Source organism: Rhodococcus cercidiphylli (genome assembly GCF_033042225.1).
GTDB lineage: Bacteria > Actinomycetota > Actinomycetes > Mycobacteriales > Mycobacteriaceae > Rhodococcoides.
Genome location: NZ_JAWLKE010000002.1, coordinates 655,520 through 671,492 on the forward strand (window position 1 = coordinate 655,520; position 15,973 = coordinate 671,492).

At 65.1% G+C, this 15,973-nt stretch carries 16 protein-coding genes; 8 read left to right on the top strand and 8 right to left on the bottom strand.

Features of this window, described 5'->3' with window-relative positions:
• The first annotated feature begins 6 nt into the window (after positions 1 to 6).
• Positions 7 to 1,437, top strand: coding sequence for a dihydrolipoyl dehydrogenase family protein (locus tag R3P95_RS06720; RefSeq protein ID WP_317547761.1), 1,431 nt, complete (start codon positions 7 to 9; stop codon positions 1,435 to 1,437).
• Between the two features lie 55 nt (positions 1,438 to 1,492).
• Complete coding sequence (locus R3P95_RS06725; RefSeq protein WP_262498255.1) at positions 1,493 to 2,269, top strand: IclR family transcriptional regulator; 777 nt, start codon at positions 1,493 to 1,495, stop codon at positions 2,267 to 2,269.
• On the opposite strand, the gene R3P95_RS06730 is transcribed toward R3P95_RS06725, so the two are convergent.
• The 5 genes from R3P95_RS06730 to R3P95_RS06750 form a co-directional block, all read right to left on the bottom strand.
• Positions 2,257 to 3,246 (bottom strand): 2-hydroxyacid dehydrogenase, encoded by a 990-nt coding sequence (locus R3P95_RS06730; protein WP_317547762.1) that lies wholly within the window; start codon positions 3,244 to 3,246, stop codon positions 2,257 to 2,259. The two genes, R3P95_RS06725 and R3P95_RS06730, sit on opposite strands and share 13 nt — an antisense overlap.
• Entirely contained in the window at positions 3,243 to 4,166 is a 924-nt protein-coding gene (locus R3P95_RS06735) for a beta/alpha barrel domain-containing protein (RefSeq protein WP_317547763.1), read from the bottom strand. Before R3P95_RS06735 ends, R3P95_RS06730 begins: the two co-directional genes overlap by 4 nt.
• The gene (locus R3P95_RS06740) at positions 4,167 to 5,387 is read right to left on the bottom strand and encodes a CaiB/BaiF CoA transferase family protein (RefSeq protein ID WP_317547764.1); all 1,221 of its coding nucleotides are present in this window, start codon (positions 5,385 to 5,387) and stop codon (positions 4,167 to 4,169) included. It lies immediately after the preceding gene.
• A gap of 32 nt (positions 5,388 to 5,419) precedes the next feature.
• Positions 5,420 to 6,811, bottom strand: a complete 1,392-nt coding sequence (locus tag R3P95_RS06745) for a GntP family permease (protein ID WP_269594603.1) — start codon at positions 6,809 to 6,811, stop codon at positions 5,420 to 5,422.
• Positions 6,812 to 6,937: 126 nt separating this feature from the next.
• Positions 6,938 to 7,498: a molybdenum cofactor biosysynthesis protein gene (locus R3P95_RS06750; RefSeq protein ID WP_149405103.1), complete on the bottom strand. Its 561-nt coding sequence runs from the start codon at positions 7,496 to 7,498 to the stop codon at positions 6,938 to 6,940.
• Positions 7,499 to 7,572: 74 nt separating this feature from the next.
• Here R3P95_RS06750 and R3P95_RS06755 point away from each other — a divergent pair, with 74 nt between their 5' ends.
• A complete protein-coding gene (locus R3P95_RS06755; RefSeq protein WP_149405102.1) occupies positions 7,573 to 9,117 on the top strand; it encodes a carboxylesterase/lipase family protein in 1,545 nt (514 codons plus the stop codon).
• On the opposite strand, the gene R3P95_RS06760 is transcribed toward R3P95_RS06755, so the two are convergent.
• Entirely contained in the window at positions 9,110 to 9,976 is an 867-nt protein-coding gene (locus tag R3P95_RS06760) for an Fpg/Nei family DNA glycosylase (RefSeq protein ID WP_317547765.1), read from the bottom strand. The genes R3P95_RS06755 and R3P95_RS06760 overlap by 8 nt on opposite strands.
• A 29-nt stretch (positions 9,977 to 10,005) precedes the next feature.
• Here R3P95_RS06760 and R3P95_RS06765 point away from each other — a divergent pair, with 29 nt between their 5' ends.
• From R3P95_RS06765 to R3P95_RS06775, 3 genes are read left to right on the top strand one after another with little or no spacing between them, the layout of a single operon-like run.
• Entirely contained in the window at positions 10,006 to 10,806 is an 801-nt protein-coding gene (locus R3P95_RS06765) for a thymidylate synthase (protein ID WP_149405596.1), read from the top strand.
• The gene (locus R3P95_RS06770) at positions 10,803 to 11,312 is read left to right on the top strand and encodes a dihydrofolate reductase (RefSeq protein WP_149405100.1); all 510 of its coding nucleotides are present in this window, start codon (positions 10,803 to 10,805) and stop codon (positions 11,310 to 11,312) included. Before R3P95_RS06765 ends, R3P95_RS06770 begins: the two co-directional genes overlap by 4 nt.
• A 54-nt stretch (positions 11,313 to 11,366) precedes the next feature.
• Positions 11,367 to 11,693, top strand: coding sequence for a cupin domain-containing protein (locus tag R3P95_RS06775; RefSeq protein WP_032395790.1), 327 nt, complete (start codon positions 11,367 to 11,369; stop codon positions 11,691 to 11,693).
• Here R3P95_RS06775 and R3P95_RS06780 read toward each other — a convergent pair.
• Entirely contained in the window at positions 11,686 to 12,546 is an 861-nt protein-coding gene (locus R3P95_RS06780) for a universal stress protein (protein WP_149405099.1), read from the bottom strand. The two genes, R3P95_RS06775 and R3P95_RS06780, sit on opposite strands and share 8 nt — an antisense overlap.
• 151 nt (positions 12,547 to 12,697) lie before the next feature.
• On the bottom strand, positions 12,698 to 13,603 hold the full coding sequence (locus R3P95_RS06785; RefSeq protein WP_317547766.1) for an acyl-ACP desaturase: 906 nt from the start codon (positions 13,601 to 13,603) through the stop codon (positions 12,698 to 12,700).
• Positions 13,604 to 13,938: 335 nt separating this feature from the next.
• On the opposite strand from R3P95_RS06785, the gene R3P95_RS06790 reads away from it, so the two are divergent.
• Positions 13,939 to 15,171, top strand: coding sequence for a PucR family transcriptional regulator (locus R3P95_RS06790; protein WP_094633082.1), 1,233 nt, complete (start codon positions 13,939 to 13,941; stop codon positions 15,169 to 15,171).
• 84 nt (positions 15,172 to 15,255) lie between these two features.
• Positions 15,256 to 15,957, top strand: a complete 702-nt coding sequence (locus tag R3P95_RS06795) for an ABC transporter ATP-binding protein (protein WP_094668584.1) — start codon at positions 15,256 to 15,258, stop codon at positions 15,955 to 15,957.
• Positions 15,958 to 15,973 lie beyond the last annotated feature (16 nt).

A 15,973-nucleotide genomic window follows, 5' to 3' on the forward strand; every position in this document is an offset into this window, starting at 1 on the left:
GGAGCAATGGCCTCAGAAAGCTCGGAATTCGATGTCATCGTCATCGGCGGTGGACCGGTCGGCGAGAATGCCGCCCAGTACGCCATCGCAGGCAGCGACCGCACCGCCGTGATCGTCGAGCACGAACTTCTCGGTGGTGAATGCTCCTATTGGGCATGCATGCCGAGCAAGGCATTGCTGCGCCCCAGCGAGGTTCTCGACACCGCACGAAACATGCCGGGCGTCAGGGAACTGGTGGGCGATCAACCCCTCGACGCCGACGCCGTCCTGGCCCGACGCGAATCCTTCACCCACGGTCTCGACGACTCCTCGCAGGTGGCGTGGGCCGAGTCGGCGGGCATCTCGGTGATCCGTGGCCACGGTCGCGTCACCGGGGACAGAACCGTCGAGGTCGACGGCCGCACACTCACTGCCCGGCACGCTGTCGTCCTCGCCACCGGAACCACCGCATCCGTACCGAACACACCCGGCCTGCGCGATGCCCTGCCGTGGATCTCCCGTGATGCCACCAACATTCACGAGACCCCCGGTCACATCGCGGTGATCGGCGGTGGCGTCGTCGCGACGGAGGCGGCCACCTGGTTGCTCTCGCTCGGAGCGAAGGTCACGATGATCGTGCGCGGATCGTCGCTGCTGGCCGGTTCCGAACCGTTCGCAGGCGAACTCGCCGCCGAGGCTCTGACGAAGCGAGGCGCGAAAATCATGCTCGACGCCTCCCTCGAGTCGGTGTCACGAGAGAACCCGGCCGACACCGGCATCGGCCGAATCCACGGGGGTACTGTCCGTCTCGTCGTCGACGGTACCGAGATCGTCGCCGATGAAGTGCTCGTTGCTGCGGGACGTACTCCGGCGAGTTCCGACCTAGGACTGTCGAGCCTCGGACTCGAGGACGGGCGCTACATCGACGTCGACGATCATCTGACCGTTCCCGGCCACGACTGGCTCTACGCGGTGGGCGATGTCAACGGCCGAGCGCCGCTGACACACATGGGCAAGTATCAGGGCCGAGTGGCCGGTGACGTCATTGCCGCCAGGGCCGACGGCAAGCCGCTGGACAGCAAGCGATTCCGCGCATCAGCGGATCACGGCCAGATCCCCCAGGTGGTGTTCACGCCGGTCGAGGTGGCATCCGTCGGACTGACCGAGGCCAAGGCCCGAGAAGAAGGCATCGACGTCGAGATCGTGGCCCAGGACATCGCAGTCGCGGGTTCGTCTCTGCAACAGGACGATTACTCGGGGCGAGCGCAGCTGGTGATCGACCGCGCCACCGACACGATCGTGGGCGCGACCTTCGTCGGGCCGGGTGTCGCGGAGCTGGTCCACGCGGCCACGGTGGCTGTGGTCGGCAAGGTTTCGCTCGACGACCTGTGGCATGCGGTGCCGTCGTACCCGACGGTCAGCGAGATCTGGCTGCGGCTGCTCGAATCTCGTCGCTGAGTACGCGCTCGGGCACAATTGCCTCGCGGATCGCGTGGCCGAGTAGATTGGACGGGTGAACACCGAGAGTGCGTCGAAGCAGCAACCGCTTCTGGTGCTGGGCAAGATCACCGAGATTCTCGACGCCTTCTCGTTCGACCGTCCGTCCATGACCCTCGGTGAGATCCAACAGACCACCGGCCTGCCGACCTCGACGGTGCAGCGTCTCGTGACCAACCTTGTGCAGCAGGGATTTCTGGATCGGAGCGGCGACCGCATTCGCATCGGGGTCCGCATGGCCTATTGGGCCGCAACGGCCACCAAGGACCTCGACGTGCTGTCGGTCGTCAACCCCGTGCTCAAGGACATGCGAGACCTGACGACCGAGACCGCATGCTTCTTTCGGCCCGAACAGAACTATCGCGTCTGCGTCGCCATCGCCGAGACGCGGCATGCCCTGCGCCGAGACATGTACGTCGGCAAGGTCATCCCGCTCAGCGCAGGATCGGCCAGCCGCGTCCTGCTGGCCTGGGACGACGAGCTCGCCGAGCGCGTCCTGTCTCGCGAACTCGAATCGTTGACCGAGCAGACGGTGACCGAGGCAGAGACGATGCGAACGCTGTTGGCGCAGACCAGAGCCGACGGGTACGCGATCACCACCGGCGAGCGCGAAACCGGTGCCTCGGGACTGTCTGCGCCGGTGTTCGATTCGGCCGCGGACATCGTCGGTGCCGTCACCATCAGCGGTCCGACGCTGCGGATGCCGCAGTCGCAGTGCGAGGACTGGGTGGATCTGCTGATCTCCCATGCCGAACAGATCACGAGAACCCTGGGCGGCCGCTACCCCGCGTGAGACCAGGCGTCGGGATTCACCGGATGCGGCGGCATCGAACCACCGAACATCGCCGCGGCATTGGTTGCGCACAGCCGCGCCATCTCCGAACGCACCGACACCGTCGCGCTCCCCACATGCGGAAGCAACACCGTGTTGGGCAGCTCCGCGAGGCCCGGCTCGAGGGCCGGCTCACGCTCGTAGACGTCCAATCCCGCTGCGGCAACGGTGCCCTCGCGAAGTGCGGTCACCAGAGCTGCCTCGTCGACCACCGGTCCGCGCGCGGTGTTGATCACGATCGCCGACGGCTTCATCGCCCCGAGTACGGCGGTGTCCACCAGATGGTGCGTGGAATCCGACAGCGGAACATGGAGGGACAGAAAGTCGCTGGTCGTGACGATCTCGTCCCACGACGCATGCTCGACGCGGCCGGCGAACTCGCCGAGCTCGTTCTCGGAGACCTCGCGATCGCCGGGCGGGCGGGGGCAGAACTTGACCGTCATCCCGAAACCCAGTGCCCGACGCGCAGTGGCGCGGGCGATCCGACCGAAGCCGGCCAGTCCCAGCACCCGGCGCGAGACATCGCTGCCGAGAAGCAGTTCGGGCTCCCAGCCGGTGAACGCGCCGGAACGGACGAACGCATCGGCCTCGACGGCGCGGCGGGCCGTCGAGAGGATCAGCAACATCGCGATGTCCGCGGTCGAATCGGTCAACACCCCGGGGGTGTTGGCGACAGTGATGCCCCGCTGGGTTGCCGCCGCGATATCGATGTTGTCGAATCCGACTGCATAGTTGGATATTCCGACGAGAGACGCCGACTCCAGCAACTCCGCGTCGAACCGATCACGCAATTGAGAGACGACCACGGAGTACTCACCCGATGCGCAGGCCTCGACCAACTGCTGGTGATCGACTTCCCGCAGGTCCACTTCTCCTGCGGCGCGCAGGATGTCCATGCCCGGCGCGGGGATCTCGGTGGTGACGAGGATTCGACTCATGCGACCCACTCGAAAGCACGGGCCTCGGAACGTGCACCTTGAACGGTTTTCGAGCGCATGGGCTCGTTCAATTCGGTGAGCAGCTCCTCCGACAGAGTTGCCATGGCCGCCAGGATTTTCGGCTCGAACCAGTCCGGTCGCGTCGCGAACAGGATGTCCTCCGACGAGGTGTTGCCGCTGGCCCCCGGCGCGAAGGGACAACCGCCGAGCCCGCCGAGCGAACCGTCGACCATCGTGGCTCCGGCGGAGATCGCGGCGAGTGTGTTCGCGACGCCCAGGCCCCAGGTGTCGTGACCGTGGAACACCACTCTGCGATCGGGAGTTTCGGTTCGCACCCGAGAGATCAGCGACGACACCTGAACCGGGACGGCCTGTCCGAGGGTGTCGCAGATGACGATGTCCGTTGCACCGCTGGCACGTTCGTCGTTGGCTATCTCGATGACGCGGTCCGGCGACACCTGTCCCTCGAACGGGCAGGTGAAGGAGGTCGCGATACACAGTTCGATCTCACCGTCCACCGATCGAGTGATGTCCACGGCGTCGGGCATCGCGGCCAGGGACACCTCGGTGGTCCGACCGATGTTGGCCTGATTGTGCGAGTCCGACGCGGAGAAGCAGTACTGAAAGTTGCGAGCCCCAGCGGCAGCGGCCTTCTCGACATGCCGTGGAGTGGCAACCCACACCCAGCATCGGGCGAGTTCGGCGGCGGTGAGCTCACCGATCACCTCGAGGGTGTTGGCCATCGGGGGCACCTTGTCGCCCCGCGCCATCGACCCGATCTCGAGCGACGGTACGCCGAGTTCGATGAGGGCCCTGATGATCTCGAGCTTGCGATCGGTGGGGAGCATCTTGCCGGTGAGCTGCAGACCGTCGCGCATCGTGACGTCGCGCAGCTCTGCGGCGGGAGCGAACCGATACATTTACAGGCCCATCTCTTCGTCGGTGCGGCCGAGCAGAGTCGAGAGTACTTCCCTGGTGTGTTCGCCCAGATCCGGTCCGACGGAACGAATCGGCAGGGACGCGTCGCCGATCACCGGGACGACGCCGACGAATCCGACGTCGGTCGGCTTGTCGCCTCCGGTGTCGACCGAGAAGTGCTGAATCATGTTCCGGGCGGCGTACTGCTCGTCGGCGACGATGTCCGCGGCGGTGTAGATCGGTCCCGACGGCACTCCGGCGGCATCGAGGATCTTCAAAGCCTGCTCGCGCGAATGCAATCCGGTCCAGGCCGAGATGGCGGCGTCCAGCTCGTCGCGTCGACGCCATCGGCCGGCGTTGGAAGCAAGGTCCGGATCGGCTCCGAGGTCGGGGCGATCGATGGTCTCCATGTAGCGCTGGAAGATCGCGTCACCGTTGCCGGCGATGATGATCGAGTGACCGTCGTTGCACGGGTACGCGTTCGACGGGGCGATGCCCTCCATGCGGCCGCCCGTGCGCTCACGTTCGACTCCGTAGGCGAGGTAATCCGGAATCAGCGATTCCATCATCGACAGGATCGATTCGTTCAGCGCCACATCGATGGAACGCTGCGCCAACGTCAGCGGCGACTGCTCGTCGGGTGCCTGCGCCGCACGCTGTGTCTGCCGCTGGAACAGTGCCATGACGCAACCGAACGCGGCGTACAGTCCGGCGATCGAGTCGCCGATCGAGACTCCCACTCGGACCGGTGGCCGGTCCGGATCACCCACGAGATTGCGAAAGCCGCCGTATGCCTCTGCGACAGCGGCGAATCCGGGTCGCTGCGACATGGGGCCGGTCTGCCCGAAGGCCGAGATGCGCGTGATGATCAATTCGGGATTGGCTGCGCTGAGCACTTCCGGCGAGATACCCCATTTCTCCAGCGTGCCGGGACGGAAATTCTCCAACACGATGTCGCACTTGGCAGCGAGGTCGACGACGTCCTTGCGTCCTTGTTCGGTACGCAGGTCCAGCACGATCGACTTCTTGTTTCGATTGATCGTGCGATACAGCATCGATGTGGTGCCGGAGTAGAGCCGCCAGTTACGCAGTTCGTCTCCGGTTCCCGGCCGTTCGACCTTGATCACCTCGGCACCGAAATCGGCGAGCATGCGCGCCGCGGTAGGGGCGGCGATGTAGTTGCCGAGCTCGAGAACTCGAACTCCGCTGAGCGGCAATGCCATCGTGTTCCTTTCGATACTCACAAAATCAGGGCTCACAGGATCCAGCTCATCGGCACGATCAACGCGATGGCGATGACCGATGCCACCGAGACGCCCACCGAGCACGTCTTGAGTGTGCCCCTGGTCGACTGTCCCATCAAGGACTGCAGCAGCCAGAAGGTGTTGCTGGTCACGTGCACGGCGAACAGCGATCCGGCACCGGCGGCGAGCGCGATGAACACCGGATCGAGCCCGATCAACGGAGCGACCGGGGCGAGGATGCCCGCGGACGTGATGGCCGAGATCGTCACCGAGCCCACGGCGATGTGCAACGCGGCAGCGATGACCCACACCATCAACAACGGAGCCGCGGTGCTGGCGGTGAAGTACTGGCCGAGGATGTCGCCGAGACCCGCCTCGTTGATGACGGCCGCGAGCGAACCACCGACACCGGTGAGGATGAGAATCTGACCGCTCTCGGCGAAACCACGGGCGAGAGCCTTCTCCACCCGGGCCTGACCGACGTGATAGCGGCCGATGAGGCAGGTCCCCACCAAGCCGATGAGCAGCGCGATGACCGGGCTGGCGATGAATTCGACCACCGGAACCGATATTTCGGCGACTTCGAGAACCGCTCCGACTGCGATGAGAACGAGCGCGAGCAGCAACGGCGAGAGCAACACCAGCAGCGACGTCTGCTTCTCGGTGCGCACCTTCTGCGCCACGCCACCTCCGGTTTCGAGGGGCTCGTCGTCGGAATCGGCAGGCTCGGGAACCACAGGCTGCTCGACTACGGTGATCTGTTGCTCGTCCTTCTCCTCGTTCCACCAGCCGTGTCGGAAGACGAACGACATGATGGCCACCGACAGCACGACGACGGGAACGATCAGGATCAATCCGTAGATCATCATCTTGCCCAGGGGCACTCCGAGCAGTCCGGCCAGCGCGAGCGTCGCGACACCGGGGACCATGAACACGATGCCGCATTCGAGCGAGATGGCCAGTGCTGTAGCCATTCTCGCCGTACCGTACTTGCCGATCTTGGGGGCGAGGTTGCGGGCGAGCGGAGCGGAGATCACCAGCAAGACGTCGAGGAAGATGGACTGCAGCACGGTCGCGATGGTCAGCGACAACGCGTACGGGAGTCGTTTGGGCCCGAACGTTTTCAGCAACGTGCCGACGAGTCGTTGGATGGCGCTCATCTCCTGCAGCACCGAGCCCATCAGGACTCCGAAGGCGATGAGCAGCCCCACCTCGGCCATGATCTCGCCGAATCCGCCCGTGATGGTGTCGACGGTGGTCGACACTCCGAGCTTTGTCGCCAGACCCAGATACGCGGCCCCGAGAACCAGCGAGATCACCGGATTGAAGTGAAAACGAACGATGAAGACCACCACCGCCAGCACAGCGACGACGGTGTTGATCACGATCCACATGTCGGACATCGGCAGTTCTTCCCACCAGAGAGAGTGACCGTCGCCGTCGAAGACGGACCGGTGTGATGCGTCGCACCATTGCTCACATTATGGGCACAGATTTACTTCGTGAGCAAGAGTGACCCCGACTTGGCGTCAGATGGGCTGTGCGCGCCGAACCGACAGCGCAGCTCGCGAGGCGTCGAGTTCGACCGGCGAGCGCACCGCCACCTCGCCGACCCGCAAGATCCCGTCGGACAACGGTTCCACGCGAAGCCCGCCGCGACCGATCAACGCTTTGCGGGCACCGTCGACGACCATCCGGTCCATCCACGCGCAGGGGTGGGCCGGTCGCCCACCGCGAAAGCGGATCCAGCCGTCACCGGAGTCGAGCTCGAATTCCAGACCTCGCAACGGGTCGAGCTCGAGCCCACGCACTACGACGTTTCTCCTGGCCACGGCCGGGTCGGGGACCTCGACGCCGAGCACATCCCCCACTGCCTCCCAGGCCTCGACGGCCAGAAAGCTCACCGCCGCCTCGGTATGCGCCCGCACGCCGAAGAACCGATCGCCCCGGATGCCCTTGTGGGCCACGATCTGGACACTCTCCGGCAGGTCCGTCGGTACGTCGGCCGGGCCGTCCTTGGATCTGCCGAAATAGGCGTGTGTGGGCGCTCGCAGCAGCTGCACGATCTCGGCGCGGTACTCGAAGGACATGCCTTCGAGTCTGCCGTGTTCCCGTCCCCCGCTGTTCTTACCCGCGGGTAAGGAGAGATCAGTACACTCGCGACATGGCTGTGACGACCCGCGTGACCACATCGGACGGCATCATCGAGGGAAAGCCGGTGGGTGATCTGACCACCTGGCGAGGCATTCCCTACGCCGCCCCGCCCGTCGGACCGCTTCGTTTCAGAGCGCCCCAACCCACCGAGCCCTGGTCGGGTGTGCGCGACGCCACCGAGTGGGGCAATGCCTCCGTTCAGCACAAGCGCGGCACGATGCTCGCAGTGGGCAAGTACCAACCGTCGAGCGAGGACTGCCTGACGCTCAACGTGTTGGCCCCGAGCACACCGAGCGCGAGCCCGCGGCCGGTCATGGTGTTCATCCACGGTGGTGCCTACACGCTCGGCACATCGGCGACCCCGCTGTACGGCGGCGGCTCTCTGGTACGCCGCTCGCTGAAGGACGGCGACGGCATCATCTACGTGTCGGTCAACTACCGACTCGGCGCACTGGGGTACCTCGACATGTCCCAGTTCTCCACTCCCGAGCGGCCGTTCGACTCCAACCTGGGTTTGCGGGATCAGGTTGCGGCGCTGGAATGGGTGCAGCGCAACATCGCGAACTTCGGCGGCGATCCGAACAACGTCACCATCTTCGGCGAGTCCGCAGGCGGCAATGCCGTCACCACTCTCATGACCGTTCCCGCCGCGAAAGGCCTGTTCGCGCAAGCCATTTCCGAAAGCTCCGCCCCGGGAATGACGGCCACCAAGGAGCGCGCCGACCAGTGGGCGCGCGAGTACGTCGGCTACCTCGGCGGCACGGTCGAGACCGCCACCGAGACCCTCGACAACGCCGAGGTGCTCCGGCTCGGCCGGGCGGGCACCAAACTCGGCCTCACCACCCTGCACCGCACCCCGGGTCTGCTCCCGTTCGGCCCGGTGATCGACGGCGACTTCCTCCCGGTCAGCCCGGTCGAGGCATACGCGAACGGAACGGCGCACCGCGTCCCGCTGATCATCGGCACCAATGCCCGTGAGGGAACACTGTTTCCGAAGTTCCTCGACGCTTTGCCCACCAACCCCGAGCGCATCACCAAGCTGTTCTCGCTCACCGATCCCGACGCCGAGGCCGTGGTCACTTCAGGCTACCGGGGCTACCCCAACGAGAGGGCAGCCATCGACTTCGGCGGAGACTTCACGTTCTGGAAGCCCTCTCTCGAAGTGGCCGAAGGACATTCGCGTCATGCACCCACGTACTTCTACCGGTTCGACTTCGCCCCGCGGTCGATGAAGCTGCTCGGATTCGACGCCACCCACGGCTTCGAGTTGTTCGCCGTGTTCGGCATCAGCGAAACACTGTTCGGCAAGGCGCTGACGCTCGCAGGCGGACGGAAGGCCTTCGCCGAAGTCACCGAGCAGGTCCAGTCGAACTGGATTGCGTTCGCCACCAACGGAAAACCCCTCGAATCGTGGCCGGAGTACAACGAGACCGACCGCAAGACGTTGATCTTCGACACCCGCACGCGGGTACAGAAGGACCCACGGAGCGACCGTCGCAAGGCGTGGGAAGGCTACCGGGGCTACGACAGCCAGAAGCTAGAGCCCGTCACTTGAGCAATCGCGACATACGACGGTCGGCGAGAATCTTGCCGGCCGTCTGACACGTCGCGCAGTACTGAAAAGAGCGATCGACGTAGGCGACTTCGCGTACCGGGTCGCCGCACACCGGGCACGGAAGTCCGGTTCTGGCGTGCACGCGCATCCCCGATCTCTTCTCCCCCTTCAGACGCGCCGCATCCTGCCCGTCCGAGCGGGCCACCGCGTCGGACAGCACCGAGCGCATTGCCGCGTACAGCGCCCCGACGGCCTCGGAATCGAGCTTGCTCGACGATGCGAACGGCGAGAGCTTCGCCACGTGCAGTATCTCGTCCGAGTAGGCATTGCCGATGCCGGCCAACAGCGACTGATCCACCAACGAAGTCTTCAGTCGCGCGGTGGTGCTGCTCAGGATCTCGGCGAATTCGAGCTCGGTGACCGTCAGCGCGTCGGGTCCGAGCCGGGCGATACTCGCCACCTGTTGCGGATCGCGTACCACCCACACCGCCAGCCGTTTCTTGGTCCCCGCTTCGGTGAGATCGATCGCGGGCGTCGCTCCCTCGGGGGTGAAGAAGTGGATCCGCAGCGCGAGGGGCCCTTTGCCCGGCTTCGGCGGCGCGGCGCTGGGGTTGTCCACCCACCGCAGCCATCCTCCACGCGAGAGATGGGTGATCAGCCAGAGGTCACCGGCTCGGAGCGCCAGGTGCTTTCCGAAGCGGGCGGCATCGGTGACGTCCTTGCCCTGCAGCTCGGTGATCGGCGGATCGAATGTCTTGAGAACGCTCAGCGCAGCGATGTCGATTCGGCCGATCACGGCTCCGACGGCATGCTCGCGCAGAAAGCCGGCAAGGGCTTCCACCTCGGGTAATTCCGGCATGCGTCCAGTATGCAGCTACGATGACCGTCGTGATGGTTCCGACTCCGTACGAAGATCTGCTGCGCCGCATCCTCGATACCGGGACGGCGAAATCCGACCGCACGGGAACCGGCACCACCAGCGTGTTCGGGCATCAGATGCGCTTCGATCTGGCAGCGGGCTTCCCGTTGATCACCACCAAGAAGGTCCACCTGAAGTCGATCGTCTACGAGCTGTTGTGGTTCCTGCGCGGAGACTCGAACGCCACGTGGCTCCAGGAGCGCGGCGTCAGCATCTGGGACGAGTGGGCAGCTCCGGACGGCGAGCTCGGCCCCGTCTACGGAGTGCAATGGCGGTCGTGGCCCACCCCGTCGGGCGAGCACATCGACCAGATCAGCCAGGTCATCGAGACCCTGAAGACCGATCCGGATTCGCGGCGAATGATCGTCTCGGCGTGGAACGTCGGCGAGATCCCGCGGATGGCGCTCCCGCCGTGCCACGCGTTCTTCCAGTTCTACGTGGCCGACGGAAAACTCTCCTGCCAGCTCTACCAGCGCAGCGCAGACATGTTTCTCGGCGTGCCGTTCAACATCGCCAGCTACGCACTGCTCACGCACATGGTGGCGGCGCAGACCGGCCTCGAGGTCGGCGAGTTCGTCTGGACCGGCGGCGACTGCCACATCTACGACAACCACCGCGAGCAGGTCACCGAGCAGCTCTCACGCGAGGCGTATCCATACCCCACTCTGAAACTGGCGCAACGGGATTCGATCTTCGATTACACCTACGAGGACATCGAGATAGTGGACTACCAGCATCACCCGGCGATCAAGGCCCCGGTAGCGGTGTGAGTGCACCGCACTTCGTCGGCCTGATCTGGGCTCAGACCACCGCGGGCGTCATCGGAGACGCGGGATCGATCCCCTGGCACGTCCCCGAGGACATGGCGCACTTCAAATCGAAGACGGCCGAGCATCCGGTGATCATGGGCCGCAAGACCTGGGACTCACTTCCTGCGAAGTTCCGTCCGCTGCCGGGCCGTCGCAACATCGTGGTCACTCGCAACTCCTCGTGGACCGCCGACGGTGCCGAGAATGCACCGAGTGTCGCCGACGCCGTGGCCCTGGTGGGCGAGAGCCCGGTCTGGATCATGGGGGGCGGCGAAATCTATCGCAGTGCAATGGATATCGCGACCCACCTGGAAGTGACCGAGGTCGATCTCGACGTGGAGGGCGATACGAAGGCCCCCGAGATTCCCGACGGCTGGGTCGCGACGGCAGGTGAGTGGCAGAGCAGCCGGGTCGACGGAACCCGATTCCGCTGGGTCGAGTACGGAAAGCCTACCCAACCTTCTTGAGCGCGTTCAGGATTCCCCCGTCGCGACTGCGAGCGGTGCGTCATACTGACGATCATGGACAAGAAGTCACTCACCGCCCTTGCCCGCCAACAGCTCAAACTTGCAGTCGGCGCGTCGAGTGGCCGCAGTTCACAGACGGTGTACGGCGGCCACCGACGCCACCTGCGGCAGACCGTGGTGGCACTGGCCGCCGGCAACAAGCTGGCCGAGCACGACCTCTCGGGCGAGTCCACCGTCCTGGTGCTCAGCGGCAAGCTCGAACTGATCTCCGGTGAGCGCTCCTGGAAGGGCTCGACCGGCGACCTTCTCGTCATCCCCGACGCCCGCCACAGCGTCGAGGCCCTCGAAGACGTGAGCTTTTTGCTGACCGTCGCTATGTGAGTGCTTTCCGCACGACCAGTACCGGACAGTCCGCGGTGTTGACGAGCGCGAAACTGGTGGAGCCCAACAGCATTCCACCGAATCCGCCGCGCCCCCGGTTGCCCACCACGATCAACGCCGCGGTTTCGGACAGTCCGCTCAGAACCCGCACCGGACGGTCCTGAGCGACGACGCGCTGCACCTCGACGTCGGGGAACCTCTCCTGCCAGCCGGCGAGGCTCTCTGCCAGCAGAACCTCCTCGCCGTCGGCGATGGCCTGCCAGTCCTTGGGCGCACGGCCGAACGACTGGGTGAGATCGACGTCGGACCACACGTGAACCGCGATCAGCACGGCGTCGCGAGCGGATGCTTCGACGAACGCCCACTCGACCGCAGCCTGGTTGACGTCCGAGCCGTCGATACCGACGATCACCGGCCCCTCGGCAACCGGGCGGCCATCGATGTCGCGGCCTCGCACCACCGCGACCGGGGACACGCTGTGCGCGGCCAACGAGAGTGTGACAGCGCCGGTTTCGCTGGCCCCGATCACCAGCATCTCGGCCTGCGCCGAGACGCCGATGAGAACATCCATCACGCCGCCCTCGACGGCACTGGAGGTCACCTCGAAGGCAGGATCGTCGACGACCAGTGCGGCCAGCGTTTCTGCCGCCACCAACCTCGACTTGGCAGTGGCAACGAATTCGGTTGCTTCTCCTGCGAATTCGCTCAGGTCGACCACCCCCGGCATGTCGACGGCAGTGACGATGTGCAATCGCCGATCCCGTCGGTGAGCGCAGAGAGCCGCCCAGATCACGGCCTTGTCCGCTGCAGCGGATCCGTCGATACCGACGATGATCGGTCGAGAGCCTGTCACGTTTCGGGCCTCCGGTCTTGCGCGAGAACCAATCCTCGCGCGTATGACGAATAGGCGTTCAGGCTAGTCGATGGGGTCCGCCCGAGCGCCTCTTCGATTCGAATCGAACCGAAGAGGCACCGGTCCCACGGACCCCCCGGGGTATGTGGTGTCAGCTGGCGCGCAATGCGTTCGAGTATTCGCGGACTCGTGTGCGGCCGAGCTGGGTTGCGGCGTCCTGGGCGCCGAGATGATCGAGATAGTCGACCAGTTGGTCGCGACTGCGGGCTCCGGCACCGAGATCGGTGCGCTCGAAGATGCGCCACTGCGCCAACAGGGGTCGCAGAACATCGTCGAGATGGCGGCGCAGATCGTAGATTCCGTCCCGCGAGATGAGCATCGCGCTGCGCGCGAACCCCGGCAGGTTGGTGCCCGGCAGCTGAAAGTTCATGACGACCTCGGTGATCGCCGTGACGGTGAGCGACGGTGCCACCTCGAGCGCCGCAGAAACAAGGTCCGAAAAGAAGCGGACATGCAGGTCCTGATCGGCGACGATGCGTCCGAGCAGGCGATCGGCCACCGGATCGTGGCACTGAACGGCAGTGTTGCGATGGCAGACGCTCGACACCGACTCGTCGAGGGTGACCTGGGCGAGCGACCGGAGCAGATGCGCTCCGTTCATCGGGGCGTCGAAACCCACCGTCATGCACTGCGCTCGGGCTCGACCGAGGGCGACCGGGTCGACGCTGCGGGTGACGACCAGGTAATCGGTGACGGCCACTGCATGCCGGGTTCGTTCGTCGCTCCACTCGGTCAGCCACGACGGCCAGACCCCGTTCTCGGAGGCTGCAGTATCCCGCCGATACAGCGGAATGTTCTGTTCGACGAGCAGGGTGGTCACCAGTGCCGCTTTGGCAGCTTCGGTCAGTGTCGAGGGACGCGAACCCCAGTACATCTCGGCTCGGACGTAGTCGGCCGGTTCCCACAGAACGGCCTCGGCGCGATGCCGAGCCAGGTTGGCCTCGATGGTCGGCAACAGTTCTCGCAGTACCGCGAACTGCCCGATATCTCTGCGCATACCCGCCCCTTCGTCGCCCGCCTACCCACTCCGACGGAGACAAAGGTAGATCCGCCGAACTCGCACCGTGGAGCGCTTGCAGATTGTTTAGGGCAAGTCGCAAGCGCCTGGGGCGCGCGCTCGAGACAGGTCACAACGAGTTTTGCCGAAATGGTGGATCACGCGTTGATAACAACCTATGATCGACCCTGTTAGAGGCCAGGAAACAAACTTGAAGTACGAAAACGCCGCGGTTTCGTCGGGAATTGCATACATTGAGCCGCGGAAGCGCATCGATACGCGCAAGTAAGTTTGCTCTCCGATGACCTGAAGATCCCAACACGAAGGGTTGATCTGTGACCGTTCACAACTCGACTAGCCTCGGAATCATGGTCGCGGGTCAGCCTGCGTCGGCTCCTCTTCGCGACTTCCGTGCGGTGGCGCGGCTCCTCGTGGGGCACTTCGCCGCCAACACCCCCTGCGGGTCGTTGCCGGGCGAACAGCTCCACGGCGACGTCACCGAATTCACCGTCAAGTGCATCAGTATCGCCGTGCAGATGCTCGACGAACGGCGCGCTCCGGCCGAGTCCGACCTGGCCGAACTTCGCGTCAAAGCCAGCCAGTGGGCACGCGAGGGCGTGCCCCTCGAGTCCGTGCTCAGCGTCTACCACGAGGGCATCCAGATCGGCTGGAATCTGGTGTCCAAGAGGGCAGGTGAGGGCGACGCCGCTCAACTGATCGAGGCCGCGCGGATGTTCGTGCTGCTGTCGGAGAAGGTGTCCATCGCCGCCAGCAAGAGCTACGTCGAGGAGCTCCAAGCGGTGGCAAGTGAGCACCACACGGCAGCGCACACCCTGGTGACCTCGCTGCTCAGCGGCCACAACGCGGTCTCGATGGCCCGTCAGTCCGGCATCGAACTCGCCGACAGCTACCTCGTGCTCGCCATCTCTGTTCCGCCGCACCCCGACGAGAACGATCCCAACATTCAGAAGACCGTCGCCGCCCGTAGAAAGCTGCGCCGCGTCCAGGCCGAGCTGGCCACGATCTGCGGCCGCACTCCCCTGTCTCTGCTCAGCACCGAGGGTGGCACCGTGCTCATCCCCGGTACCCACGACGACGAGTGGGTCGAGGCCTTGGTGCATCGCATCGGTACCGCCGCCGAGGTTCCCGTCACAGTCACCGCCGAACAGGCCGCAACCGCCGACATCCCCACCGCAGCCGATCAGGTACACGAACTGCTGTCGTTGGCGCACCAGCTGCACCGCCCGTCCGGCCTGTACCGCATGGACGACCTGGTGCTGGAGTACCAGCTCACGCGGCCTGGCCCCGGGCGTCGCCACCTGACCCAGATCCTCGAGCCCCTCGATTCGTCCCCTGAGCTGCTCGAGACCCTCGAGATCCACATCTCCCACGATCTGAACCGTCAGCGGTCCGCTCGCCAGCTTCATCTGCACACCAACACCGTCGATTACCGCCTCAAGCGGATCGCGCAACTCACCGGGTTCGATCCCACCCGTCCCTCGGGAATTCGGCACCTGCAGGCCGCACTGGTGGCCCGGCGGCTCGAATCCTCGCGCGGCGCAGCGTGATCTGAGAACTCCGACCGGTTTCTCGACCCGACGGCAGGTAGCGTCGGAAGTAATCGAGGAGCAGGGGATCGTTGCATGACCAATTTGAAGCTCGAGCTGTCCGGTGTGGTCAAGGAGTACCCCACCGGCGAGCAACCGGTACGCGCGTTGGACGGAATCGATCTCACCATCGAGGGTGGCCAGTTCGTCTCGCTCGTCGCGCCGTCCGGTGCCGGAAAGTCGACGCTGCTGCACATGCTCGGCGCTCTCGACACACCGACGTCGGGTTCCATCCGGTTCGACGACGTCGAGGTCACCACCCTCGACGACAACGCCCAATCCGATTTCCGACGCCACCAGGTGGGGTTCGTCTTCCAGTTCTTCAACCTGCTGCCGACGATGTCCGCGTGGGAGAACGTCGCCGTGCCCAAGCTGCTCGACGGCACACCCATCAAGAAGGCCAAGACCGACGCGATGCGTCTGCTCGAGATGGTCGGACTTTCGAACCGATCCGAGCACCGGCCGGCACAGTTGTCCGGTGGTCAGATCCAGCGCATCGCGATCGCCCGGGCGTTGATGATGGATCCGGCGCTGCTGATCGCCGACGAACCGACCGGCAATCTCGATTCGAAGACCTCCCACAACGTCCTCGAGATCCTCGCCGACGTGGCGCACGCCAGCAACGGGCGTCGAGCAGTGGTGATGGCGACCCATGACCTCGAGGCAGCACGGTCCACCGATCGCATCGTCAGCATGATCGACGGTCGCGTCGAGACCGACACTCTGACGGCCGGCCTCGATCGGTGATAGGCACCGCGCTCAG